General features: G+C 65.7%; 20 protein-coding genes and 1 pseudogene. 6 read left to right on the top strand and 15 right to left on the bottom strand.

All coding sequences use genetic code 11. The features are described from left to right. Positions 1 to 69: 69 nt before the first annotated feature. The 3 genes from IVB48_RS35365 to IVB48_RS35355 all read right to left on the bottom strand — a co-directional run bounded on the left by IVB48_RS35365 (position 70) and on the right by IVB48_RS35355 (position 4,038). On the bottom strand, positions 70 to 1,257 hold the full coding sequence (locus IVB48_RS35365) for an aminotransferase class V-fold PLP-dependent enzyme (RefSeq protein WP_027568361.1): 1,188 nt from the start codon (positions 1,255 to 1,257) through the stop codon (positions 70 to 72). Positions 1,258 to 1,364: 107 nt separating this feature from the next. Continuing rightward, positions 1,365 to 2,105: a thermonuclease family protein gene (locus IVB48_RS35360; RefSeq protein ID WP_247284752.1), complete on the bottom strand. Its 741-nt coding sequence runs from the start codon at positions 2,103 to 2,105 to the stop codon at positions 1,365 to 1,367. Positions 2,106 to 2,310: 205 nt separating this feature from the next. Further along, positions 2,311 to 4,038 carry a hypothetical protein gene (locus IVB48_RS35355; protein WP_247407581.1) on the bottom strand — a complete coding sequence of 576 codons (1,728 nt, stop codon included), beginning with the start codon at positions 4,036 to 4,038 and terminating at the stop codon, positions 2,311 to 2,313. Between the two features lie 425 nt (positions 4,039 to 4,463). Here IVB48_RS35355 and IVB48_RS35350 point away from each other — a divergent pair, with 425 nt between their 5' ends. Beyond that, on the top strand, positions 4,464 to 5,312 hold the full coding sequence (locus IVB48_RS35350) for a caspase family protein (RefSeq protein WP_247407579.1): 849 nt from the start codon (positions 4,464 to 4,466) through the stop codon (positions 5,310 to 5,312). Positions 5,313 to 5,525: 213 nt separating this feature from the next. Here IVB48_RS35350 and IVB48_RS35345 read toward each other — a convergent pair whose 3' ends face one another. From IVB48_RS35345 to IVB48_RS41240, 3 genes are all read right to left on the bottom strand, one after another. Further along, positions 5,526 to 6,413 (bottom strand): HlyD family efflux transporter periplasmic adaptor subunit, encoded by an 888-nt coding sequence (locus IVB48_RS35345; protein ID WP_247407577.1) that lies wholly within the window; start codon positions 6,411 to 6,413, stop codon positions 5,526 to 5,528. Between the two features lie 325 nt (positions 6,414 to 6,738). Next, positions 6,739 to 7,863 carry a beta-propeller fold lactonase family protein gene (locus IVB48_RS35340; protein WP_247407575.1) on the bottom strand — a complete coding sequence of 375 codons (1,125 nt, stop codon included), beginning with the start codon at positions 7,861 to 7,863 and terminating at the stop codon, positions 6,739 to 6,741. A 122-nt stretch (positions 7,864 to 7,985) separates the two neighbouring features. Further along, positions 7,986 to 8,117, bottom strand: a complete 132-nt coding sequence (locus tag IVB48_RS41240) for a hypothetical protein (protein WP_256375641.1) — start codon at positions 8,115 to 8,117, stop codon at positions 7,986 to 7,988. 138 nt (positions 8,118 to 8,255) lie between these two features. On the opposite strand from IVB48_RS41240, the gene IVB48_RS35335 reads away from it, so the two are divergent. Continuing rightward, positions 8,256 to 8,432 carry a hypothetical protein gene (locus IVB48_RS35335; protein WP_155809827.1) on the top strand — a complete coding sequence of 59 codons (177 nt, stop codon included), beginning with the start codon at positions 8,256 to 8,258 and terminating at the stop codon, positions 8,430 to 8,432. Between the two features lie 95 nt (positions 8,433 to 8,527). After that, on the top strand, positions 8,528 to 8,650 hold the full coding sequence (locus IVB48_RS41235; protein WP_256379023.1) for a hypothetical protein: 123 nt from the start codon (positions 8,528 to 8,530) through the stop codon (positions 8,648 to 8,650). Positions 8,651 to 8,720: 70 nt separating this feature from the next. Here IVB48_RS41235 and IVB48_RS35330 read toward each other — a convergent pair whose 3' ends face one another. The 7 genes from IVB48_RS35330 to IVB48_RS35300 all read right to left on the bottom strand — a co-directional run bounded on the left by IVB48_RS35330 (position 8,721) and on the right by IVB48_RS35300 (position 16,808). Continuing rightward, a complete protein-coding gene (locus tag IVB48_RS35330; RefSeq protein WP_027568354.1) occupies positions 8,721 to 9,080 on the bottom strand; it encodes a hypothetical protein in 360 nt (119 codons plus the stop codon). Positions 9,081 to 9,282: 202 nt separating this feature from the next. Then, positions 9,283 to 10,200: an MBL fold metallo-hydrolase gene (locus IVB48_RS35325; RefSeq protein ID WP_247407572.1), complete on the bottom strand. Its 918-nt coding sequence runs from the start codon at positions 10,198 to 10,200 to the stop codon at positions 9,283 to 9,285. Positions 10,201 to 10,291: 91 nt separating this feature from the next. Further along, positions 10,292 to 11,497 carry an FAD-dependent oxidoreductase gene (locus IVB48_RS35320; RefSeq protein WP_247407570.1) on the bottom strand — a complete coding sequence of 402 codons (1,206 nt, stop codon included), beginning with the start codon at positions 11,495 to 11,497 and terminating at the stop codon, positions 10,292 to 10,294. 101 nt (positions 11,498 to 11,598) lie between these two features. Then, complete coding sequence (locus IVB48_RS35315; RefSeq protein ID WP_247407569.1) at positions 11,599 to 11,889, bottom strand: hypothetical protein; 291 nt, start codon at positions 11,887 to 11,889, stop codon at positions 11,599 to 11,601. 98 nt (positions 11,890 to 11,987) lie between these two features. Beyond that, entirely contained in the window at positions 11,988 to 12,947 is a 960-nt protein-coding gene (locus IVB48_RS35310; protein WP_247407567.1) for an AraC family transcriptional regulator, read from the bottom strand. A 342-nt stretch (positions 12,948 to 13,289) separates the two neighbouring features. After that, on the bottom strand, positions 13,290 to 15,953 hold the full coding sequence (locus IVB48_RS35305; RefSeq protein ID WP_247407565.1) for an EAL domain-containing protein: 2,664 nt from the start codon (positions 15,951 to 15,953) through the stop codon (positions 13,290 to 13,292). Positions 15,954 to 16,091: 138 nt separating this feature from the next. Next, positions 16,092 to 16,808 (bottom strand): hypothetical protein, encoded by a 717-nt coding sequence (locus tag IVB48_RS35300; RefSeq protein ID WP_247407563.1) that lies wholly within the window; start codon positions 16,806 to 16,808, stop codon positions 16,092 to 16,094. A 185-nt stretch (positions 16,809 to 16,993) separates the two neighbouring features. Between IVB48_RS35300 and IVB48_RS35295 the strand changes: the two genes are divergently transcribed. Both IVB48_RS35295 and IVB48_RS35290 read left to right on the top strand, forming a co-directional pair. Then, complete coding sequence (locus IVB48_RS35295; protein ID WP_247407562.1) at positions 16,994 to 18,013, top strand: LysM peptidoglycan-binding domain-containing protein; 1,020 nt, start codon at positions 16,994 to 16,996, stop codon at positions 18,011 to 18,013. A gap of 142 nt (positions 18,014 to 18,155) precedes the next feature. Continuing rightward, positions 18,156 to 19,445, top strand: coding sequence for a Spy/CpxP family protein refolding chaperone (locus IVB48_RS35290; RefSeq protein ID WP_247407559.1), 1,290 nt, complete (start codon positions 18,156 to 18,158; stop codon positions 19,443 to 19,445). Here IVB48_RS35290 and IVB48_RS35285 read toward each other — a convergent pair whose 3' ends face one another. Together IVB48_RS35285 and IVB48_RS35280 are read right to left on the bottom strand one after the other, a co-directional pair. Beyond that, positions 19,446 to 20,273: a hypothetical protein gene (locus tag IVB48_RS35285; protein ID WP_247407557.1), complete on the bottom strand. Its 828-nt coding sequence runs from the start codon at positions 20,271 to 20,273 to the stop codon at positions 19,446 to 19,448. Between the two features lie 248 nt (positions 20,274 to 20,521). Next, a complete protein-coding gene (locus IVB48_RS35280) occupies positions 20,522 to 22,969 on the bottom strand; it encodes an adenylate/guanylate cyclase domain-containing protein (RefSeq protein WP_247407555.1) in 2,448 nt (815 codons plus the stop codon). Positions 22,970 to 23,198: 229 nt separating this feature from the next. On the opposite strand from IVB48_RS35280, the pseudogene IVB48_RS41270 reads away from it, so the two are divergent. Continuing rightward, positions 23,199 to 23,438 (top strand): annotated as a pseudogene (locus IVB48_RS41270) (hypothetical protein); the annotation flags it as partial.

Below are 23,438 nucleotides of genomic sequence, written 5' to 3'. Positions count from 1 at the left end.
CAGCGTAGCCAAACAGTCCGCCGTCGTCCCGGCCTTCGCCGGGACGACAGCGGAGTTTCCGGCTTGCGCCTACACCGCCACCTCTTCGCCGAGATACGCAACCGCTGCCTCAAGCCCGCCTTTGCCGTGCGGGATCTTCAGCGCGTTCAGCCCGACCTCGATCACCCCCAACGTGCCGAGCAGCATTGGGGCGTTGACGTGGCCCATATGGGCGATGCGGAAGGCTTGCCCCGAGAGATCGCCGATGCCGGTGCCGAGCACCACACCGCACTTCTCCTTGCAATAGCGTTGCAGGATTGCCGGATCGTGGCCGTTGCTCATGGTCACCGTGGTCACGGTGTTGGAGCGTTCGCTGGCTTCCGCGACGTTGAAGCCGAGCACCTGGCCTTCAGACCACGCGCCGACGGCGCGGCGTGCGGCTTCGCCGAGCAGGCTGTGGCGGCGGAAGGCGTTCTCCAGTCCCTCCTCGTGCAGCAGGTCGATCGCCTGGCGCAGCGCGAACAGCAGATGGACCGGCGCGGTGCCGGCATATTTGCGATAATGCTCGCTGCCCTCGCGCTCGCTCCAGCTCCAATAGGGCGTGCTCATGTTGGCGGTCTTCTGGACCTCGAGCGCACGCGCGTTGGCCGCGACGAAGCCGAGGCCGGGCGGCGTCATCAGGCCCTTTTGCGAGCCCGACATCGCAACGTCGATGCCCCATTTGTCCATCTCGAACGGCATGCAGCCGAGCGAGGCCACAGTGTCGACCATGTACAGCGCCGGATGGCCGCTCGCCTTGATCGCCTTGCCGATCGCCTCGATGTCGTTCTGCACGCCGGACGCCGTGTCGACCTGGACGACGACGACGGCCTTGATGGTGTGATCCTTGTCGCGGCGCAGGCGCTCCTCGACTTCGTGCGGCCGCACCGCGCGGCGCCAGTCGCCCTTGAGCACCTCGACCTCGGCACCCATCAGCGCTGCGGCATGGCCCCAGCCGATTGCAAACCGTCCGCTTTCGAGCACCAGCACCTTGTCGCCGCGCGACAGCACGTTGCTCAATGCTGCTTCCCAGGCGCCGTGACCGTTGGCGATGTAGATGTAGGACTTGCCCTTGGTCGCAAACAGTTTCGAGATGTCGCTGAGCAGGCTCTCGGTCAGATCGGTCATCTGTTTGGAGTAGATGTCGATCGCCGGACGATGCATCGCCCGCAGCACCTCGTCGGGCATATTGGTGGGCCCGGGGATGGCCAGAAATTCCCGGCCCGCGCGAACGGTCATTGCTGTTGGTCCTTGTTGCCTGAGAACAGGATGGTGGGTCGCTGATTCACACTTTTACGCGGCGCTGCGGTGCAAGAAAAGGCCGGAAAACGCAGGTCTGACGTGGGCTATCTCTTAGTCTCGCGGCAGCCCGCATCTTCGGCTTCCTCCACCGAGCAGAACCAGCGTGTGCCCTTGCTGATCTTCATCTTGATCTGCGCATACCAGCGACTGGTCGGCCGGTGATAGATGCATTCGCCGGCGGAGTTGACATTGCCCTTGATGGTGCAGTCCGGCGAGGGCGCGACCGGGCCCGAGGCCGAAGCGAGCAGGATCGCATGCGCGCCGTCGGGCGGCTTGGTGGCGCCGAGGATGGTGGTCTTCTTGTTGCGCTCGCGCCAGTCCCAGGGCGCGATGAAGGCGCCCTGCCACATACCGGCCTTGGCCTCCCGCGCGGCCTTCTCGTCCGCCTCATAGTCGTGCGACATGCGGGTGTAGGCCAGCGCCCAGCCTGCGCGCACCAGCCATTTCTGGATATCCTCGCCGCCGACATCGCAGCGCGCCACGGTGCGGCCGCGCCGGTCGATCGACCTCGCATGGCAGACCCAGTTCTTGCCGTCGGCGTATTTGGCGAGCTCGTCGCGGGCCGCGATGCCGCAGGTCCAGCGTTCGCCCTTGTTGTTGAGGCAGAGCTGGTCGACCGCGGGCGCGTCGATGCCGCCGAGCCTGATCCGCGTGTTGCCGATCATCACGGCGTCGCCGGCGCGAACCTTAGCGGTGCCGGTGATGTCGGCGGCCTCAGCCGGCGACGGCAAGCCAGGCAAGGAGAAGCCAAGCAATGACAGCGCAATCAGGAATTTTCGCAACATGCCGGCCCGCGTGTGATGAAAATTGCGATAGACCTCGCAATTGTGGTCGGCTTTTGTCCGCCCGGCCAGCATATGCCTGTCAATTGGGCTTTCAACTTACTGTCATCGAACGAAGTTTGTAGGGTGGGTTAGCCGAAGGCGTAACCCACCTCTTTCATCTCCACGGTGGCGGAAGTGGTGCGCTTCGCTAACCACCCTACGAAACCTATCCCCGCGCCATCGCCCGCTTGGCCACCGCCAACCCCATCAGCACGAACGCCGACGTGACCTCAGGCCCGCCGACCAAAATCCGCGTCGGCGTCTTCATCTTGTTCCATTCATAAGCGCGGAACGGGCCGCGGCGACCGCCTTCGCCGAGGCTCGCGACGATCACGTTCAGCGCCGGCGCAAAGGCGCGCGGGTCGGCGCCGAGATGGCCGAGCGCGATCAGGGCGAGCGCTGCGTCGAACACGTTCATCTCGGCGGCCATCAGCTCGCCCTTGACGTAGGAGAGCACGCGGTGGCGTATGAAATCGAAATCGCCGTCGGGATCGATGATCGCCTGCGCCGCCAGCGGCAGCGCCAGGAAGGCGGCGTAGCAGCGGCCGAAATAGGCGCTGTAGAGCTCCGGCAAATAATAGATGTGCGAGCGCGGATTGGCGAAGGCGCCGCTCGCCGCAAGCCGCTTCTGGAAGCCGATGATGCGATGAACGGTGGCAAGCCGCGCCGGCGTCTCCAATACTTTCCAGCGCGCGAGGTTGCGGAAGCTGACCTCGAGAATGTCGAGATTGAGCGTCGGATCGAGGTCATTGCCATAGGGCCGCTCGCCCTTGAGATTGTCGATCCAGGTCGCAACCCCGCCCTCGTAGTCGATATTGTCGTTGATCGGCACGGTCACGTGCAGCTCGTTGACGCCCGCCTGTACCTGATAGCCCGCGTAGAAATCCAGCAGCGGCTGGTCGAGGATCGGATCGGTGCAGCCGGCTTGCGTCGCCGCGGAGATCGAGCACGCCGTGGTGTCGCAATCCGGCACGTAGACGCCGAAACCGAGGTCCTGCTTGATCTGGGCGAAGTAGCGCGAGAAGCGCGGATGCGGCGCGGGCGCGAGCGCGGTGATGACGTTGAACCGCGCGCCGTCGATGCCCTCGACCTCTTCGCGGCTGATGTTGACGCAGAAATCGACCATGTCGGCGACCGCGCGCTCCGCCGACATCTTGTCGGCGGACGAGGCCAGACCGGTCTCGACGTAGCTCAACAGCGCCTCGATGAAGAACGCGTCGTAATAGGCCGAGCGGTGGCGGATCTGCACCGGCTCCCACATCGGTTCGGCAACCCCTCGCCAGGGCGGATTGACGACAGCGCGCGCCGGTGACCGCGCGATGAAGACCCGGGCGAGGTTGAACAGCAGCGAGGAGTTCTTGTAGCCGCGCGCGTTGAGGCCCGTGAGCGCCATGGTCAGCTCGCGCCCGCGGAAATCGGGATCGCCGATCAGGTTGAACGCGGCGTAGGTCGGCAGAAAGCCATTTTTGCGGTACGAGCCCAGCAGATGCTGCGCGCAATCGCGGATCACGCTGTCGATCTGCGATGGTTGCGGTATGGCGCCGGTGAACATGGCCGGCGGCGGCTTGGGATGATCCAGCGCGATGCTGTCGACGAGATCGGCAACGGGCTGGCCGACCGCCGCCCAATCAGGCTCGGCCTCGTCGCGGGCGCGCACCAGCGCCTCGCGCAGCCGGGCCAGTTTGCCTTCGTCGCGCAGCTCGGGCAGTCCGGCCCGGCGGAGCAGCACCCGCAGTGCGGGATTGCCAAGCGCCGTCTTGTAGAACTTGGCCAGATGCGGATCGCCGCTGGCCGCAACAGACAGTACGGGATCGCAGACGTCGTAAAGCGAGGGGCCGTCCTTCCGCGCCGTCAGCGCCCGGCAGGCGGCGCCGGCAAAATATTGAAAGCTCATGAAATAACCTGGTCGCGGGAATTGGCCGGGGGGCCGGCCGGCACGCTCCCAGCCGCGTGCCACCCCCTGCAAGTCGTTGAAAAAGCTACCCGGATTCGCAGGAAATACAAATGTGATGACAGTCACAGAAAAAGCCGGCACGGAGCCTCCATAATCGGGCTCCGGAAGGCTACGGGGACGCAAAAAAATCACATATTGGGCGATGAAAATTAATCCACGTTTCCAGAGACTTAGGTCAAATTTTCGGCGATCTATTGCGGGGGAGGCGATATCCGGTTAAGGCTTTGTTTGGTGCGGCGCCGCAAATTGCGCGCAATTCGGGGGCACACCCCCGGCCAATCCCTCAAACCCAAAGACGCTATCGCGCTACTCAAACAGTGTGCGCGTGCTTGGCTGGTCTTTGGCACTGACAGGAATGACGCGAGATGAATGTAACGCAGCTCGACATTTCCCGACGCACGATCGCGGTGGCCGCAGCCCTCATCGGCACGGTCTCGCTCGTGATCGGCGCCCATGCTGCCCTCAACATGCGGGCGCTCGATGCCGCCAAGGCCGTTTCGACCGACCAGGTCACCGGCTCGATCGGCCAGGCCTCGCGTCTCGCCCTCGTCATCGGCAATGGGCACTACCCCGACGCCAACGCGCCGCTGACGCAGTCGATCAACGACGCCCGCGCGCTGTCCTCGTCGCTGCGCAAGAACGGTTTTGACGTCGACATGGTGGAAGACGCGACCAAGGACGACATGGTCCGCGCCGTCAATCGCCTGAAGTCCCGGATCAAGCGCGACACCGTCGTCATGCTGTTCTTCGGCGGCTACGGCGTGCAGGCCGGCCGCGAGAGCTACATGCTGCCGGTCAATGCCGTGATCTGGAAGGAAAGCGATGTCCGCCGTCACGGCGTCTCCATCGAGGGCGTGCTCGACATGATGAAGGAGCAGGGCGCCAAGGCCAAGCTCGTCGTGGTCGACGCCTCCCGCCGCAATCCCTATGAGCGCCGCTTCCGCTCCTACAGCCACGGCCTCGCGCCGATCAGCGCGACCGACAACGCGCTGATCCTCTCCTCGGCTTCGCCCGGCAAGGTCGTCGACGACGGCAAGGGCGAGCACAGCGTGCTGGTCAGCGAGTTCCTCAACAACCTCAATGCGCAGGGCAGCGCCGAGAGCGTCTTCAACAAGACCCGCCTTGCGATCTCCCGCGCCAGCGAAGGCGACCAGGTCCCGACCGTCTCCTCCTCGCTGCTCGAGGACGTCCATTTCGGCGAAGCCGGCGGCTAGTTTTTCTTAGGTCTTGTAGGGTGGGCAAAGGCGCAACGCGCCGTGCCCACCATCTTTCCAACATTTCGATAGAAGACGCGGTCGATAGAAGACGTGGGCACGCTTCGCTTTGCCCACCCTACGATCCGCGTGTTTAACGTACATCTGCCTCTCCACCGTCATTGCGAGCGGATTGCTTCGTCGCTTTGCTCTTCGCAATGACGATCGCGGGGACTACTTCGCCGCTTCTGCGGCCATCACCGTGCGCACCGGATCGCCTTCGCGCAGCAGCGCGCCGGCGCGGGCGACGACGATATCGCCTTCGTTGAGGCCGTCGCGAATCTCGATATTGCCGCCCGACATCAGTCCGACCTCGACGCGCTTGGTCTCGACGCGGTTGCGGCGGATCACCTGCACGACGGTGCCGGCGGAGGAATACTGCACCGAGGTCAGCGGCACCGCGACGTTGCAGCTCTGGCCCGACTTGATCAGCGCACGGCCGCTCGCATTCAGCAACAGCCGCTTCTGCGCGGAAATGCCGATATAGACCATGCCCTGCTGGATGTTCGGCTCGACCGTCGGGCCGATGCGGCGCACCTTGCCGTCGATATCGCCGGCGCCGGCGATGCGCACGGTCGCCATCTGGTTGACCGCGAGCTTGCGCATATCGCTGGTCGCGACGAGGGCGACGAGATCGTACTCGCTGCGCGCCACGATCGTGAACAGCGCCTCGCCCTTGGCGGAGGCGAGGTTGCCGATCTGCGCGGTCGACGTCGCGATCACGCCTGCCACGGGGGCGGTGACCTGAAGCGTGCCGCCCTCGGGCAGTGCGAGCCGCGCCAGCACCTGGCCGGCGGTGGTGGTGTCGCCCGCTTCCGCCAGCACCTCCGTTACCTTCAGGCCGGGCCGCTCCGGCCGCACCGAGCTTGCCTCGCGCGCGATGATCGTGCCGGTGCCCTCGACGATGTCGGAGAAACAGGATTTTGCGACCTTCAGCACCGTGACCGCCGGCCCCTTGGGCGCGTCGTCATCGGCGGCGGCAGCGGGCTGGGCCGACAGCAACAGCAGTCCGGCGAGCGCAACGAGATGTCTGGAAACAGAACGCGCAGGCAATGAACGCATGGGTCATTCCGGTTGGGGCCTTGACGGCCTCATCGTTAGCAGAAGTGATCGCTGCGAGCCAATGGCACATCAGGGCCGGCGGATGAGAATGCCGCCGCAGCACGGGCGGCGCGATGCCGCCCGTTGATTTAGTCTTCGGGACCGGCGCCAAGGTTCGCTGTCTTCCACCGTCCCGGCGGCCATCCTGCGAGACGCCCGCCTGCGGCGGGCCCTCGGGATGAGGTCGTGTTTCGCGACGGGATGTCAGGCCCTCATGGTGAGGAGAGCCCGCCAAAGCGGGGGTCTCGAACCATGCAGGCCGAACTCATCTCGCAGCGGAGCCCCCTCACGGCAGGCTCAAGAACTCCACCCAGTTCGGCTTCTTGCCGGTGGCGTAGGATTTCAGCTTGGCGAGTGCCCCGCTGCTCTGGTCGATGGCATAGACCGTCATGCTGTCGGAGAGCTCGCCCACTGCGGCAAGGTAGCGCCCGCCGGGATCGATGTGGAAGCCGCGTGGCTGCTTCTCGGTCGGCACGCTGCCGATCGTGGTCAGCTTGCCATTTGTCGCATCGATCTTGTAGGCGGTGAGCGTGCTGGTGGTGCGCTCGGAGGCGTAGAGGAAGCGGCCGTCGGGGGTGACGTGGATGTCGGCGGCCCAGGGCTTTCCGGTAAATCCTTCCGGCAAGGCGCTGGTGCGCTGGATCTCGTCCCATGCGCCGCCCTTGGCCTCATAGGCGAACGCCGCGACGTCGCCGTTCAGCTCGTGGAGGAGATAGACGAACTTGCCGTTGGGGTGGAATACGAAATGCCGCGGCCCCGATTTCTCCGGCACCTTGTGAGCCGGCGGATCGCTCGGTGTGAGCGTGCCGGTCGTGGCGTCGAACGCGAAGGCCAGGATCTGGTCGGAGCCGAGATTGGTCGCGAACGCGAAGCGGTTGTCGGGCGAGGGCAGGAAGGCGTGCGCGTTCAGCCCGGTCGGGATCACCTGCTTCGGCTCGCCTGCGACGCCGTTGGCGAGCAGCGGATTCAGCGCGACCTTGTTGCCGCCATAGGAGGCGCTGAACAGGAATTTGCCGCTACGGTCGATGGCGATATTGGCCATGCTGTCGGCGAGCGGGCCGTTGCCGAGATGGCTGAGCTGGCCCGTCTTGGGATCGATCGCAAAGCTCACCGCGAGAAACGGCTGCGAGCGGACACCGGCGATCAGCACGCGATGATCGGGCGTGATCGCGAGCGGCGTCGAGGAGCCGGGCTTTTCGACGCCGGTGAAGGCGGCCGTCTGCACGGGCGTCATCTCGCCGCTCTCGGCCATCTTGAACACACTGATGTCGTTACTGTCGGCATTGCCGACATAGGCGAAGGTCTCGGCCATGCCGGGGCGGACTCCAGAAATTAGAGTGAGGAAAGCGAGGGTGGTGGCGATCGCGGCACGGGGCACGCCGGATCTGATGCGTCGGGTCGATCTCACCATGGGGGTCCTCCTGGATGCCGGTGCGGCATTTGTCGTTTTGCCGGTGAGGATAGCGGCAGCCGCCCCGCCGCACCAAACTCCAATTGGGATCGATCAATGCCGTAATGGTATCGGTGGGAGATCTACCGTATCGCCGCTGTGCGGGAGGGCAGATGGGGCCCGGGCGGAGTGTGGGGCGGCCCGAGCACGGTCCACACGGTGACCGCGAGCAGCGCGCAGGTCAGGATCGTCCAGGCGACGAGTGGTTTCCGCATCAGGCCGTATCCGTCAGTCATATGAATGAGAATGCTCCCGGGGGCGGGCCTGGCGATCGTGCACTGCAAATCGCCGCGATCCTATGAACTCGTTCACAGCCGAAACGAACCAATGCCGCGCGAGCGCATTGATCCGGCATGCCCCGTGAAAACGATCTCGAAGGTAAGCCCGACATGGGCGGCAAGCATGGCGGTCAGGCCGGCCAGCCCAAGCTGCCGCCGCGCCCGCGTCAGGGCGAGCGCGACGAGGACGTCGTGGCAAAGCGCCACACCGGCCAAACCGATCCCAACTCCGCGCCGACCAAACCAAAATAGCACCTCGCCCGCGCCGCCCGCGCACTGGGAACGGCAGCCTCGCCTTGCCGTTACCCTGATCCCGCGGGCGGAGCAGATCGAAACGGAGGCTGGCAGTGTTTTGGATTTATTGGGACACCGCCTGGTCGCTCATCATCAGCGGCATCATGTTCGCGACCATCGTCGCGCATCCCGATGCCGAGTTCGTCGAGATCCACGCGGCCAAGCAGGTCAAGTGAGCCCGCGCCGGCCGGTTCAGCGGCGCATCATCGTATGCTGGGCCGAGCCGGGACATCAGAACTCAAAATCTCAAATCATGCTGCCCGGCATGAAGCAGCGGATCTTGGCGCGGCCGTTGACGTAATACGGCCAGACCATGGTGCGGCCGGCGCGGTTCGGCTCGGTGATGACGGTGTCGTCGGGCACCTCGATCCAGTCGCCCAGGAGTCGCACGCGATAATGTCCGTTGCTCGTGTCCCAGTCGACATCGTCCAGCGCGGTGCCGTCGGCGTCGGCGCAGCAGGGACCGCCGCCCTTGCTGTGCAGGCTCTCGAACCAGCCCTTGAGGGGAGAGTTTGCGTAGCGACCGTCGTCGCGGGCCTGCACGGATGGGCCGATCATGGCAGTAACCGCTACGAGAGTGACCATCCTGAATGCCGCGATCGCCATATCGCCTCGCTCGATCTCGCGCGCGCACGAGCGCAGACGAGGAGCCGCCTGCGCGGCACGTGACGCAATGCTGGCTGGCGCCGCCGACCGGTTCCAGCCGTCTCAGCGGGGCGATAACCGCGAGGGTCGATGTTTGATCCTATTTTCAAGGGCGCGGACCTATCGAGTCCGCGCCCTGCTTCAGCTCTAACCCGGCAAGCGGTCAGTAGTCCCAGAACACCGGCACCCAACGGAAGGCGTCGCCGTCGGCTGCGACCCGGCCCACGGACGGGAACGGCAGGTGCGTGGCCACCAGCATTTCGCCGGTCTCGGCAAGCTGTCGCAACAGACCGATGCGAACGCGCGCGGCCTCCTCGGGGTCGTGCTCGAAACCGTTGTGCCAGTCGGGTTGCTCGAACCCGACGGCAAACACGGCGTCGCCGGCGAATGTCAGCGCGTCGTCGCCGGCCGCCATGCGAACCACGCTGTGTCCGGGGGTGTGACCGCCGGTGCGACGGGCGACGACGCCAGGCGCAATCTCTTGCTCGTCATCGAACAGCCGCAGCTGACTGCCGTACTCCTTCAGGAACCGCTTGGCGGTCGATCGCAGCGCGTCCGGGAACCCTTCCGGCATGGCAGTGCGGGAGAAATCAGGCGTTTCCCAGAACTTGACCTCTGTGGCCGCGACGTGAATCCGCAGGTCCTTGCGCAGCTGCTGCTTCACGCCGTCGACCAGCAGCCCGCCAATGTGGTCCATGTGCAGATGGGTGAGCACCAGATCGGTTACCGCCGAAAGATCGATGCCCGCGGCCGCCAGTCGCCTGATCAACTGCCCGGCGCGCGGCAAGTTCAAGTTCGGGTCCGAGCCCAGCCCGGCGTCGATGAGGATGGTCTTGCCGCCGCTGCGGACCATGACGGCGTTCAGCGCCCAGTCGAAAGCATCCTGCGGCAGGAACATGTCGTGCAGCCAGGTCGCTCGCACCGCCGGGTCGGCGTTGTGCGCGAGCATTGTGGTCGGCAGCGGCAGCACGCCGTCGCTCACCACCAGCACGTCGATCTCGCCGATCTTCAGCGCGTAGCGCGACGGAACGAGCTCTTCGGGTCCCGATGACACGGGATACGAGGTGTTGTGCAGATTCATGTTGGTCTCCTGTTTCAAAGATAGGGGCTTCCGGCTGGTGGTTGAGCAGGCAGCGCCGCCGGGGAGTGCGCAGCCGTGATCGCTTGGTGCGCTAGAGGCTGGTCACTCGTTCCGGATCGGCCGACGCGAGCGCCAGGGCGCGCTCCGCCTTCGGCGGATAGATCCAGACGGTGTTGATCTCACGCTTGGTCTTCTTGGCGACGTCGCCGACCAGCTCGACCTTGCGCTCCCATCCGCGTGTGAACAGCGCGCCGGCTTCGCCGAGGTCCAGGCAGGTGACGTAGGCCTTCTGGTGGTAGGGCCTGGTCGGAACGCCAAGCAATTCGGCCGCGGCATTGTTGCCGGCAAAGGCGCCCATTCGCGTGGCGTGCTGGCACGACATCAGTGCGTAATTGCCCTCGTCGTCGCAGGCGGCGCGTGCTGCGTCGCCGGCCGCGAAGACACCCTGAACGCCTGGCACCTGCAAGCAGCGTTCGACCAGCAACCGTCCGAAATTGTCGCGCTCGGCGGGAATCTGCCCGGTCAGCGGCGCTGCACGCATGCCCGCCGCCCAGATCACCGTCTCGGTTTCGATGTGCTCACCGCTGGACAAGGTGACGTCGGTCTCGTCGAGCGCGGCGACGCCGGCACCGAGCCGTGTCTCGACGCCAATCTTGCGCAAGGCTTCCTCGATGACGGGGCGGGCGCTTGCACCCATGTCGGGTGCGATCGCAGTGTTGCGATCGACGATGACGACGCGCGTCCTGGCATTGGGGCCCAGGATTTCGCGCAGCCGCGCCGGTATTTCGGTGGCCGCCTCGATCCCGGTGAAGCCGCCGCCGGCGACGACGACCGTGTCGCGTCCGTTCACGGCAGGCCGCTCCGCGAGGCCATGCAGATGCTTGTCGAGCGCAACGGCATCGTTGAGCGAATCGACGCTGAAGCCGTGCTCGGCGAGGCCCGGAATGTTCGGACGGAATAGCCGGCTGCCGGTGGTCACAACCAGGCGGTCGTAGGACAGCGTCTTTCGCGGGCCCTTCGCGGGCGTGATCTGCACCGTTCGGGCCTCGGTGTTGATCGTCTCGGCGCTGCCCTGAATGTAGTCGACGTCGATCGCCTTGAGGACCTCTAGCAGCGGGGCCGTCAGGGTTTCCGGCTTCGGCTCGTAGAGCCGCGGACGGACCACCAGCGTCGGCTCCGGGGAGACGATCGCGATCTGCAGATCTTGCGGCGAGACCCCCCGGATGTCGCGCAGTCGCGCTGCGGAAAGGGCGGCGTACATGCCGGCGAAGCCGGCGCCGATGATGACGAGTCGCATGGATTTTCTCCTTGGTTGCTGTTCGAAAGACCGCGCGCGACCGCGCTGCTGCGTTCAGGGCAGCGGCCGGCGTCGGCGCGTGGGTGGGTTGGGTCGCTGGCTTAGGGCCCGATGCAGCGTGCCATCACCGATCTCGGCGGCTGGCCGTAGCCCAAGACGACGGGCTGAAGCTCACCTCGACTCCAGTCCTGATAGGGAAGCCCGGGGCCATTTCGGATCATGATGGAAACGGGCGGCTGTGCCGGGTGCATGGTGTAAGCCGGAATTTCCACTTCCTCGCCCGTCGCCGACGTGAAGCGAACGGCCAGCGAGAGTCCGTACAAGGTCGCGGTTGCGAGGCTCCGGCGGCGTGATGAGATCAACCGTCGACTGACGAAGTTTTTCCAGGTCATCTTTGGTCTCCCTCGATTGGTCTGGACATGGAGATGATGTAGCCGACCCGATTTGCCGTTGCCCCAGCGCGATTGCCGTCGCTGTCGAGAGATTGCTGCTAACGCACGCGCCTGCGCCAATCGCTCGGCGTCTCGCCCGTCAGCTTCTTGAATGCCGCGGCGAAGGCGGTCTGCGAGGAATAACCAAGCGCCGCGGCGACCGAGACGATCGATTCGTCGCTCTCCCGCAGCATGTTCATGGCCTGCTCGAGCCGGTGCTGGCGAAGCCAGGCATGCGGCGACAGCCCGGTGCTCTCCTTGAAGGACCGGCAGAAATGAAAGCGCGACAAACCTGCATCGGACGCCAGCGCATCGAGCGAGACGTCCGCTTCGCTGTCGGAGCGCAATCGTTCGATCGCACGGAGCAGGACCTTCGGCGCCAGTCCGCCCATGGTCGGGTGGAACGTGGTTGGCGACCCTGCATGCGCAGCCAAAAGGCGCGTGGCCAGAAGATCCGTGAGCTGATGCCGGAATAGCGTATCAAGGACGCCATGGCTCTCTAGCGAATCCGCCGCGCTCAGGAGCAGTCGGGACGTGATCGTGTCGGGATGCGCCGTTCGCTCAATCAATTCGGCGGGCCCGGCGGTCCCGGCCTCGCCGGCGATGCGCTGCAGCGTTGCGTCGGGAAGGTAAAGCTGCACGACGTCGACGGGCTTCGGAATGTCCCATCGGGAGCTCGACCCTTCCGGAACGATGTTCACGACCCCCGGACGAAACGTGCCGATCGCGATCGATCTTCCCGAGCGCCGCTCCATGCGCTGCATCACGCCTTTATGCGCCATGATCACGTGGTGGCGCATGGGCTCGACGACGTCGTGCAGCGGATCATGCTTCCAGTGCGCGATACCGGCACCGGAGGAGTCCAGCGCCATGCGAAACGGCTGGGTCCTGAGCACGCGCGCCATCTCCCCGTCGGCGGCGCGCCGCTCGGACGTCGAGCGGTCGTCAGGCTGTGCGTCGGGTGCGGGCGGCAAGCCCTTGTGCGAGGGATTGCGCATGAGTGCAGTGTTCCCGGTCATGGTGTGGCTCCTGCTGATCAGCTCGGGCTTTCGATCAGTCGTCCGTATTTGTACGGAACGGCGCGTGTTCTATGCGCCGCGGTTGCGGTGCGTATTTCCTGAACCCGCCATGCTTTGTCCGATCCTGCTCCAAGCCGGCCCGCGCTTTCGCGAACGCACGGTGAGCGGCCGAGGAGGAGAAGTGCTTGTGAGAAAAGGGCGCAGGCCGCCACACGGCCGCCACATCGATGTCGCGATCGGGCACGCTCGTGGCGTGGAACGGTTGGATTTCAAGACGGACAAGCCTTGCCCGGCTCGGCGACAAATCCTCCAAACGGAGGCGACGGCGATGACCGGGGCGCGCTAGGCCGCGGCCGCCTGTGCCGACAACAGCTGCTTCAGTTTCGCCGCCGGCACGGCCGGGCTGAACAGCCAGCCCTGCATCTGGCTGCATCCGAGCTGGAGCAGCACCGCGCGCTGCGCTTCCGTCTCGACGCCTTCGGCGGTCGTCGCCATGTGGCGGGCGGCGGCCATGTGCACCACCGCCTGCACGATCGGCGAGGAATCTTCAGACTGGCCGATGTCGCAGATGAAGCTGCGGTCGATCTTGATCTTGTCGAACGGGAAGCGATGCAAATAGCTCAGCGACGAATAGCCGGTGCCGAAATCGTCGAGCGCAATGCGCACGCCGAGCTCGCGCAGCTGCTGCAGGATCGTCAGCGCCTCCTGGTCGTCGCGGATCAGGACCGTCTCGGTGATCTCGAGCTCGAGCCGTCCGGGTGCGAGACCGGACTCGGCGAGCGCGGCTGCGACCTTCAGCGCCAGCGTCCGCGAGCGGAACTGCACCGGTGAAACATTGACCGCGATGTGGATGTCGCCGGGCCAAGAGGCGGCCTCGGTGCAGGCCTGCCTCAGCACCCATTCGCCAATCTCGCCGATCAATCCGGTCTCTTCCGCAACCGGGATGAAGTCGGCGGGCGAGACCATGCCGCGCTCCGGATGGTGCCAGCGCAGCAGCGCTTCGCAGCCGGTGACCACGTTGGCCGCAAGATCGACCAGCGGCTGGTAGTGCACCTCGAACTCGCCGCGGGCCAGCGCCTGGCGCAGATCGAACTCGAGCTGGCGGCGCAGCCGCGCCTTGGCGTCGTATTCGGGCGAGAAAACGCGGAAGGTGCGGCGGCCCTCGGATTTCGCCGCATACATCGCGAGATCCGCGCGCTTGAGCAAATCGTCGAGATTGTCGCCGTGGTCGGGCGCGATCGCGATGCCGATGCTGGCATCGGTCGGGATTTCCTGGCCATTGTAGTTTACGGGCGCGCGCAGCGCCTTCAGGATCTGCTCGGCCAGCGCCGTCAGCTCGGCCACGTCGCGGGTGCCGGCCTTGACGATTGCGAATTCGTCGCCACCCAACCGTGCCACCATGTCGTTGCCGCTGATGCAGGCGCGCAGGCGGTTCGCGACCTGGCGCAGCAGCTCGTCGCCGACCTCGTGTCCCAGCGAATCGTTGACGCCCTTGAACTCGTCGACGTCGATATAGAGGATCGCGAACGGCTTGCCCTGGGCAAGCTCCGCGACACGCCGCTCCAGATGGCCGCGCATCAGCACGCGGTTGGGCAGGTCGGTCAGCGCGTCGTAATGCGCCATATGCGCGATGCGCTCGTCGGCGCGAATGCGCTCGGTGACGTCGTCATGGGTCGCGAGCCAGCCGCCGGCGGCGCCGGGCTGGTTCTTGATCTCGATCAGGCGGCCATCGGAGGTCTCGACGATCGTGCTCTGCGTCTGCCCGGCATTGCCCAAAATGCCGTCGCAATAGGAATCGACGTCGCCGTGGAACGAACCCGTGTCGTGGCGGTGCTGGATCACTTGGCGGAAATACGCGCCGGGCTTCACCACGTCGGCCGATAGGCCATACATCTCGATGTAGCGCCGGTTGCAGACGATCAGCCGCTCGTCCTGGTCAAACATCAGGAGACCCTGCGTCATCGTGTTCATCGCGGTGTCGAGCTGGTGCTTCTCCACGGCGAGCCGGCGGGTCATCTGGCGGAAGATGAAATAGAGCGTGAGCACGAGTAGGCCGATCGACAGCACGGCTACGGCCACGAAGAATTTGGTTTGCGTGTGCCATGTCGCCAGCGTCGCATCCAGCGACCTGGTCGCAACCACGACCAGCGGCTCGCCGGTCAGGAGGCGTGCGGCGACGATGCGATCCTTGCCGTCGATCGGACTTGCGAGCTGGGTCGTGACGAAGGTGCGCTCGAACACCGCCATCTGCTCGGGCGTTCCATTGCGGAAATTCTGCCCGATCATCGCGTCCACATGCGGAACGCGCGCGAGCAACTGGCCGTTCTGGTGGTGCATCGCGATCGAGGATTCCTCGCCGAGCCCACTCGAGGCGAAGAAGGATTCGAGTTGGTCCGGCGCGATCGCGCGCGACACCAGCCCAAGGAATTCGCCGTGAGGACCGGAGACGCGGCGCGCGAACACGATCGCCGGTCCGCTGCCCAACCGTCCGGGCACGACCTCGACCTCCTCCTGCGAAGCCGGGTCGTTCTTGAGGCGATTGAAGTAGCCGCGGTCGGCGACCGAAACATCGGCGACCGGCCAGCGCCGCGACGAGTTGATCAGCACGCCCTTGGCGTCGAACACGTTGGCGCCGGCAACGTCCGACCAGCCGCTGGCTCTGGCGCGCAGCACTTCGTGCACGGCGAGCGTGCCCATCTCGCTGCGGAAGACATCGGCGGATTCGATGCCGTGGCTTTCGAGCTCGGAGATGATGCTCTTCTGCAGCACCGCGAAGTCCTCGAACTCGCGGTCGAAATGGCGGGCGAGCAAGCGGACCGCGCTCTCAAGGCTGTCGCGGCCGCTTTCGATTGCATTCTGCCGGAAGCGGTCGACGGTAAGCGCGGTGCCGATCGCCATTGCGGCCATCAGCACGAAGCCGCCTGCGATCAGCCATGTCAGCGGCGCGCCGCGCCAACGGCGCAGCAACGCGCGCATGCGCGCGCTCCATCGGATCGATGTGCCCATGCAGCCCTCCCGTGGGATGCAAGATGCGGCAAAACCGACAAGACCGCGTTACCAGTAAGGGTTAGGAAAACATGAATCGGAGCGTAATCAGAGGGTTGGTTCCATCGCTGTCTGAAGGCGCGGTGGGCCATGGTTCCCTCAGCGTCGGATTTCCCATCTCAACGCTTCCGCATTGGTCCTGGCGAACATCGCCGGCACGTCGAAGGTCCCGGTCTTGAGATCATAGCGGCAGCGCCAGTCGGCCAACCCCTTCACGGCGACGTTCTTCGAGTGCTTGTCCATTTCACCCGACAGCGAGATGACGAGGTAACGGTTGTCCGGCCAGTGCACGCCGAGGCCGCGATAAGCCTCTTCGGTGCCTTTCACGAGATTGGCCGAAATGTGGTAGTCGAGCTTCATCTTCCCGGTGTCCGGGCGGCTGTGGAAATAGGCCCAGGCCAAGTCGCTGAACGGCGTCTTCGTCGCGCTGACGAAGGCGCCTTTCTCGACATGGTAGAGATAGAGGTCCTGCTCGCCGGAGCCGGTCTTCTGCATCCGCACCAGCCATTGCGAGTCGGGCGTGAAGCGGAAGCCGGCGCCGTAACCCTGCTCGGGCTTCAGCTCCGTCATCTGTTCGCCACGCCTCGCCCAGGCCTGCCATTTGACGTCGAAATCCCCGCTGTCCTTCATGTACTGCTCGATCCCGGTGGCGCCGTCGGGCGAGGTGAAGGCGAGATCGGCATTGCCGGTGAGGATGTAATCCGGCGGCGGGCCGGACGCGGCGAGCCCCGGAGTTGCGGCCAGCGTGGGGGCAAGCGTGAGCCCCACCACCAGCCCAAGTACCGGCAATTGTGCGGGACGGCAAAATGCGTTCACAGTGAAAATTCCTCGAGAAAAATACCGCGATGCGGCCTCGATCATTTGACGTCGGCGGGGGTGCGCCGGTTCATCCCCGGCGCCGGCTCATCATCCTATCGACCGTCTTGCTGCCGTGGCTAAAACGGCGCACCTTGCCGGCTCGATTGATTTGCAAGGTTCTTCCTGATCAAGGTTCGTTTCCGATGGTGACCGCATCCAAGGCCTTCATTGCATTCTGTCTGCTCGCGGTGGGCGGTACCGTGCTGGTGATCGGCCCCGCCGAGCTGCGTCGCCTGCTGCCGATAGGGGCGAAGACCGACATCGCCGCCAAGCCGGAACCCAAGGTCGAGCCCAAGGTCGAATCCAAGCCGGAACTCAAGCCGGAAGAGCCCAAGCTCGCCGCGGTCGCGCCGCCGGCGCCAGCTGCATCTCCGGCACCGGCCCCCGAGCCGAAGGCGGGTGCATTGGCTGAATCCCAGAAGCAGGTCACGGCCGCGCTTGCCGATCTTGCACCGGTCAAGCCGCCGCCGGCGGTTGCCGATACCGGCCCCCGTTTCGACGTCGCGCGCGTCGACGATCACGGCGAGGCGGCGGTGATCGCGGGCCAGGCGACGCCGGGCGCCAAGGTCGAGCTGCTGCGCGACGGCAAGCCGATCGACAGTGTCGTGGCGGATGCGTCGGGCCAATTCGTGATGACGCCGCCGCAGCTTCCCGCCGGTTCCTATGAGCTGACCCTGCGGGCGAAATCGCCTGACGGCACCGTCACGCAATCCGGCCGCAGCATGCCGGTGGTGATCGCCGAAGCCGCGCCTTCGCCCGCGCGCCCTGCACCGGCCGCGAGGCAAGAGACGAAGCAGGAAGCGAAGGCCGAGAAGCCCGACGACAAGTCGGACGTCGTGGCATCGGTATCGGACAGGCCTGCGGCCCGGCCGAGATTGATGGGCTCACCGAAACCAAAGGGCGGGTCGGGGGTCATGGCGCGGGCGCCCGCGGCCACGACCGTCGCATCGGCCTCGCCGGCGGAAATCGTCAGCGGTGCACCGGCGGAAACAGGCGGCAGCCGGGTGATCTCCCGCGGCGACAGCCTGTGGGCGCTCAGCCGGCTCGCTTACGGCGACGGCGCCCGCTTTGCGGTGATCTACAACGCCAACCGCGCCAAGATCCACAATCCCAATCTGATCTATCCCGGCCAGACTTTCGTACTGCCGCAGAAGGCGGAGTAACACCGCATCGGCTCTGCCGCTGCGCGTTGCGACGCTTTGCCCTGTACGCTTCCGGAACATTTGGTTCCCTCGCGCGTCGTTGTGATGCGACGCGATGCGCGCTTGGCGCCGGAGGAGGGCCAAGGTGGACAGGTCAGTGGTCATGTCGAGATCACGCTTGGCGCTCAGGCCAAGGCTGGGGCTGGCGCTATCAGGCGCAACCCTCGTGATTCTGGCGGTGCTGTTGCCAAGTCGCGCCGAGGCGCAGTTCGGCTTCCGCGGCGGCCCGCTCGGTGTTGCGCGCTTTGCCGTCGGCCACATGATCGGCATGTCTCGCTTGCGCCATGCCCGCATGACGGTGCGGGGCAGCCGATACCGCTCCGCAGCGTTGAGGTCGCAAGATCCTCGCGGCGCAGAGCGCGGCCAGCCTGCGAATCCTTACGTCCTTCGTGCCGCAATGACGGCGCAAGCTGCGCTGTCGGGATGGCACGGCGGCCGCCGTCCGCAGGGCTGGTGGCGTCATCCCGACGGCAGCTACGGCTGGGTCGGCCCGGTGTTCTGGCCGTTCGCGCATGACGACCTCACCACCGCGATCATCCTCGGCGATGCGACCAGCCTCTCGCTCTATGGCTATGGCGACATCTATGCCGCGATCTTCGCACCCTATGCGGCCACCGAGCTTGCCGCCTACACCGCGCCGCAAGGACGGCGCGGACGGCGAGTCCCGACCGCGGAGACTGTCTGCGATGCCAGCGACACCGGCGGCCTGCCGGTCGATCGCATTGCCGCTATCGTGCAGCCGAATGAATTGCAGCGCACTGCGCTCGACGAGCTCGCGACCGCGTGGGCATCCGCGCGCGACACCATCCGCGCCGCCTGTCCGGCGCAGGTTCCCGCGACGGCGATGGAGCGCCTCGGCCTGATGCGCGAGCGCATCGAGGCCATGATCAAGGCGACGGACGCGGTCGCACCTTCGCTGGCAAAATTCGTCGATCTCCTCGACGACGACCAGAGAGCCAAGCTCGACGGCCTGGCCAAGGACCGCCGCGCCGCGCTTGCAGCGATGCAGCAAAAGAATCCCCAGGCGGCATCGGCCTGTCAGGCGGACAGCGATCCCCGCTACGACGAGAAGCTGCAGCGCCAATACGAGCAGCTCATTCAGCAGCAATGGCCCGCGGCCGAGATCGCCTCCACGCTCAAGCTCGACGACACCGCCCGCGCCCGCCTCGACGTGCTCCAGGACACCACGCTGCGCACCATGGAAACGCTGAGCGCCTGTCCGTCACAGGCCGCACCGACACCACAGGCCCGCCTCACCGCCGCGAAGGCGCGGCTGGAGACGATGCTGCAGGCGGTGAACGGCGTTAGTGACGCGCTCGACGATTTCGAGGCCGACTTAAGCGACGAGCAGAAGGCGGGGTTCGAGGCGATCGGGCCGAAGCGCGGCGTGTGATCACCCGCAGGCCCACTCGAACTTCATGTCCTTGAAGTCGAGCTCCGCGTTGCCGCTGCCGAAATTGTAGCCGCCGAAATATTCCTCGAACTCGATGTAGAACGGGCTCATCTCAAGCACCGCCTGGCAGGGCCGCATGGTGCCGCCGAGATGGTTGTGGGCGTGGTCCTTGCCCCAGTCGTGCGAGCGGAAATTCTCGGTGGTCGGGACGCCGTCGATAAAGTAGTAGTAGGACTGATAGTCGCTCGGCGGATTGCGCGGGAGGTGCGGGTCCTGCGGAGCCTTGCCGGCATTGGGATCGGTCGCGCGCGGCATCAAGGCGATCGCGAGGTTCTCCGCCAGGTCACCCCGCGGAGGGCCGGCGAACATCTTCTGCGCGAAGGGCGGGGCGGATTCGAAGTAAGCGCTGGCGCCGCCGACATCGAGCCAGCGCGGCCGCTCCGCCGTCGCAAGCGGAAGCGGCGCGGGCGGCGTCGCGAACGGGCCCTCGTACTCATGCTTCGTCAGCAGCAGCGCGGCATATTCGTAATCAAGGATGTCGGTCATGCGCGAAAGCCGCGGGTGCGCTGGTCGCGCCAGCACGGCCTCGCGAATCTCGGGATCGTCGGCTGCCCCGCCGTCATTGTGATCTGGTGCGGTCGCGAAGAACGACACCGCGACGATATCCTCGCCGTGTACGCGATAATCCTTCGGCAGCAGAAGTGTAAAACCATGCATCAGAGGAAACCCGGTGACTGGGTCGAGCGGCCATTGCTTGCTCGTGATGCCCGGCGGCAGGCCGTAGACCCAACCATGATCACGCGCGCGATCGGCGGGCCGGTCCAGCATCTGCAAATCATACGCACGCGACGGCAAGGCAAGCGCCACAGGTCGGCTCCATCCGGACTTTCGCCTCGACGCGGAGGCGATCGTTAGTCGCGAGGACGAGAGATGTGGTTCGTGGGGATGATGCCATCCTGCCGGTGTTTTGCCCGACGAGTCAAACGGCTTCCGGCCAATTCCGTGCCCGCGTAACCCATTGATCTTGCAGGCCCCGGCTACTGTGCATGGGGTTGTTTTCGCAGTTTTTGTTTTGGCTAGCCGCGCCGCCTTGCCGCGGCGGCATCCACGACGTTCTCCACCTCCTCGCGCCACGACAGGATCTCCATCGCAAGCACGGGGTGGTTGAAGCCCTTGAGCACGAGATCGTCGAGCGCGCGGGCTTCGACCCAGGGCTCGACCATGCCGTAGACGCGGCGGCTGACGACGACCTGGCCGGCCTTGGCTTCGTCGCAGAGGCGGGAGGAGAGATTGGTGACGCTGCCGATCGCGGCATATTCGAGCCGCTGCTCGAAGCCGATCTGGCCCAGCGTGGCGTAGCCCATGGCGACGCCGACGCCGAAGCCGAGCGAATGGCCGCGGTTCTTCCACTTCTCGGTCAATTGGCCAATCACGTCGCGCATCTCGACCGCCATCTTCACCGCGCGCTTGGTGTGGTCGGCGAATTGAATCGGCGCGTTGAACAGGATCATCACGCCGTCGCCGGCAAAGCGGTCGAGCGTGCCTTCATAGCGGTGGATCAACTCGCCGAGCGCGGCGTGATATTCGCGCAGCACGTTCATCGCCTCTTCCGGCTCGGTTGCCTCCGTGAACGAGGTGAAGCCGCGCAAATCGCAGAACACGACGGTGACCTCGCGACGGTGGCTGTCGAGCAGCGCGTCGTGGCCGTCGGACGATGCGATCAGCTGCGCCACTTGCGGGGCGAGGAAACGTTCGAGCCGCTTGATGCGGCCGATCTCGCCGAGTTGTTTCTCGACGCGCTCTTCCAGCGAGCGGTTCCAGTTGCGTAGTTGCTCGGTCTGCTCCTGGAGCTTGGCGGCCTGCTGCTGCACGGTTTCGTGCGCAGCCGCGAGCTCGCGGCCCTTGTGGTCGACCTCGGTGAACAGCCGCGCATTGCGCATCGCCAGCACGGCCTGGTTGGCGAAGGTGCGCATCAGTCCGATGATGCTTGGGGCGAACTCGCCGCTGGCGCGGCGCAGCACCACCAGCGAGCCGAGCGTACCCTGCTGGTCGACCAGCGGCACCACCAGCACCGAATGGAAGCCGGCCTCGATCGCGACGTCGCGCAGCGGCTGCCCGGAGGCCTGGTCGAGATCGGCAATCTCGATCGGTTCGCCGCTCCCGGCCGCATCGCTCAGGATGTTCTGGCCTTCGTCGATGGTGACATGGGCGCCTTCGGCGGATTTGTCGATGCCGTTGGCCTCGACCAGATTGAAGCGGCGCGCCTCGGCGTCATAGCCGTAGATCAGCACCGCGTCGGCATGGGTGATTTCGATCGCACGCGCGGCGATGGTCGGCAGCACGGCGTTCAGATCGAGCGAGGAGGCGACCGCGCGGCCGACTTCTTCCAGGACCTTGAGTTCGTTGTTCGACTGCGCGAGATCGCGTGTGCGCTCCTCGACCTTGGTTTCGAGGTCCGAATAAGTCTCCTGGATCTGGCCGGCCATGCGGTTGAACTGGCCGGCGAGATCTTCGAGCTCGTCGGAGGTGTGGACGTCGATGCGGTGGCTGAAATCACCCTCGCCGAGCTTGTGAGCGCCGTCGCGCAGCGCGGTGATCGGAATGATCATACGGCGCGCCAGTAGCGTGCCGGCAAGGATCGCGACCATCAGGCCCATGCCGATCAAAAGCGCAATGCGCACCAGCTGGTCGCGGATCGGCATCAGGGCCTGCGTGGTCGGCTGCTCGAAGATCACGCTCCAGCCGAGCTTCGGCACGGTGCTCGCGGCGCTCAGCACCGCATGGCCGTTGAAGTCGGTGCCCGAATCGTCGGGCTCGTGGCCCGGTGCGACCGCGGCTGCAACCTGCGGCAGCTTCGAGAGATCTTTGCCGACATCGGGCCCTTTCGAGGACGTGGCCAGCACGCGGCCGCGCGGATCGACCACATAGGCGAAGGCGGCCTTGCCGACCTGGGCGTCGGAGAGGTACTCGGAGAGAAAGCTGAGGTCGAGCTCGGCCACGGTGACGCCGGCGTTGAAACCGGAATGCGCCACCGAGATCGACATGAACGGCGTCCGGTCGGAGAACCAGGCCGGCGCGTAGCTGACGCCGCGGGCGACGGTGTCGGTGAAGCGCATGTCGCGGGAGAGGTCGGCATTGCTGCCGGTCGTGGTCGACTGGCGCGAGACGCGCAGCACCTCGCGGCCGTCGCCGTTGAGCTGGAACAGCTGGTTGACGACCGAGACCTGGTGCAGCAGCTGGGCGTAGTCGGCGCGGCGCTTCTCGAGCGTGTCCTGGCTCGCCCGCGTCACCCAGCTGATCTGGCGCTCGAGCTCGGAGATCGACTGTTCCATCTGCCGGGCCGCGGCCTGCGCCTTGTCCTCAAGCCCGTCGGTCAGCTGTGTCTTGGTGGCGCGGTAGGAGATCCAGGTCTCCATCGCGCCGTTGACGGCGAGGACAAATACGACGAGGCCGACGAGGGAGACGACGTATTTGGCGAACAGGCCCCCGCGCAGAAACCTTGTCTTGTCTTTCGCTGCCGCCATCCGGATCCCTCTCGCGCCGCGGCCGACGTCGGCGCTACGGGCCGCATAGGCCCGGGCGCCCTTCTATCACAATTTGGGCCAGGGGGCTGGTGGACCGGTCGGGGTGGTTACCTGCCGTGGACGCATGGCGGGCCGGCAGGGCGGTGAATTGTCGCAGGAAGCATTGCTTTCGCTTCATCCGTTCGGATGAAAAAGCGGAAGGAGGAAGACCGGCAAGGAGCCTCGCGGGTTGGTCGTCGACTACCGGTTAAAGAGCTGCCGGAGCACGTCGTTCATCGGCTGTCTGTTGTCCTGCTGCGCGACCGGGGGTTCTTGGGTCGGCGGTTCTTGGGTCGGCGGTTCTTGGGTCGGCGGTTCTTGGGTCGGCGGCGCGGGCGAGGCCTGCGGCGCCGGAGTGGATGGCGTTGGGAGCAGGCTGCGGCTGCGGCTGGTTCCAGCGCCGCTGCTGTTTCCCGCGCCACTGGAAAGC

Origin of the sequence: Bradyrhizobium sp. 76, assembly GCF_023073025.1 — a bacterium.
Lineage (GTDB): Bacteria > Pseudomonadota > Alphaproteobacteria > Rhizobiales > Xanthobacteraceae > Bradyrhizobium.
Note: the sequence above shows the minus strand (reverse complement) of the source record. Positions and strands in the feature narration are given on the sequence as shown.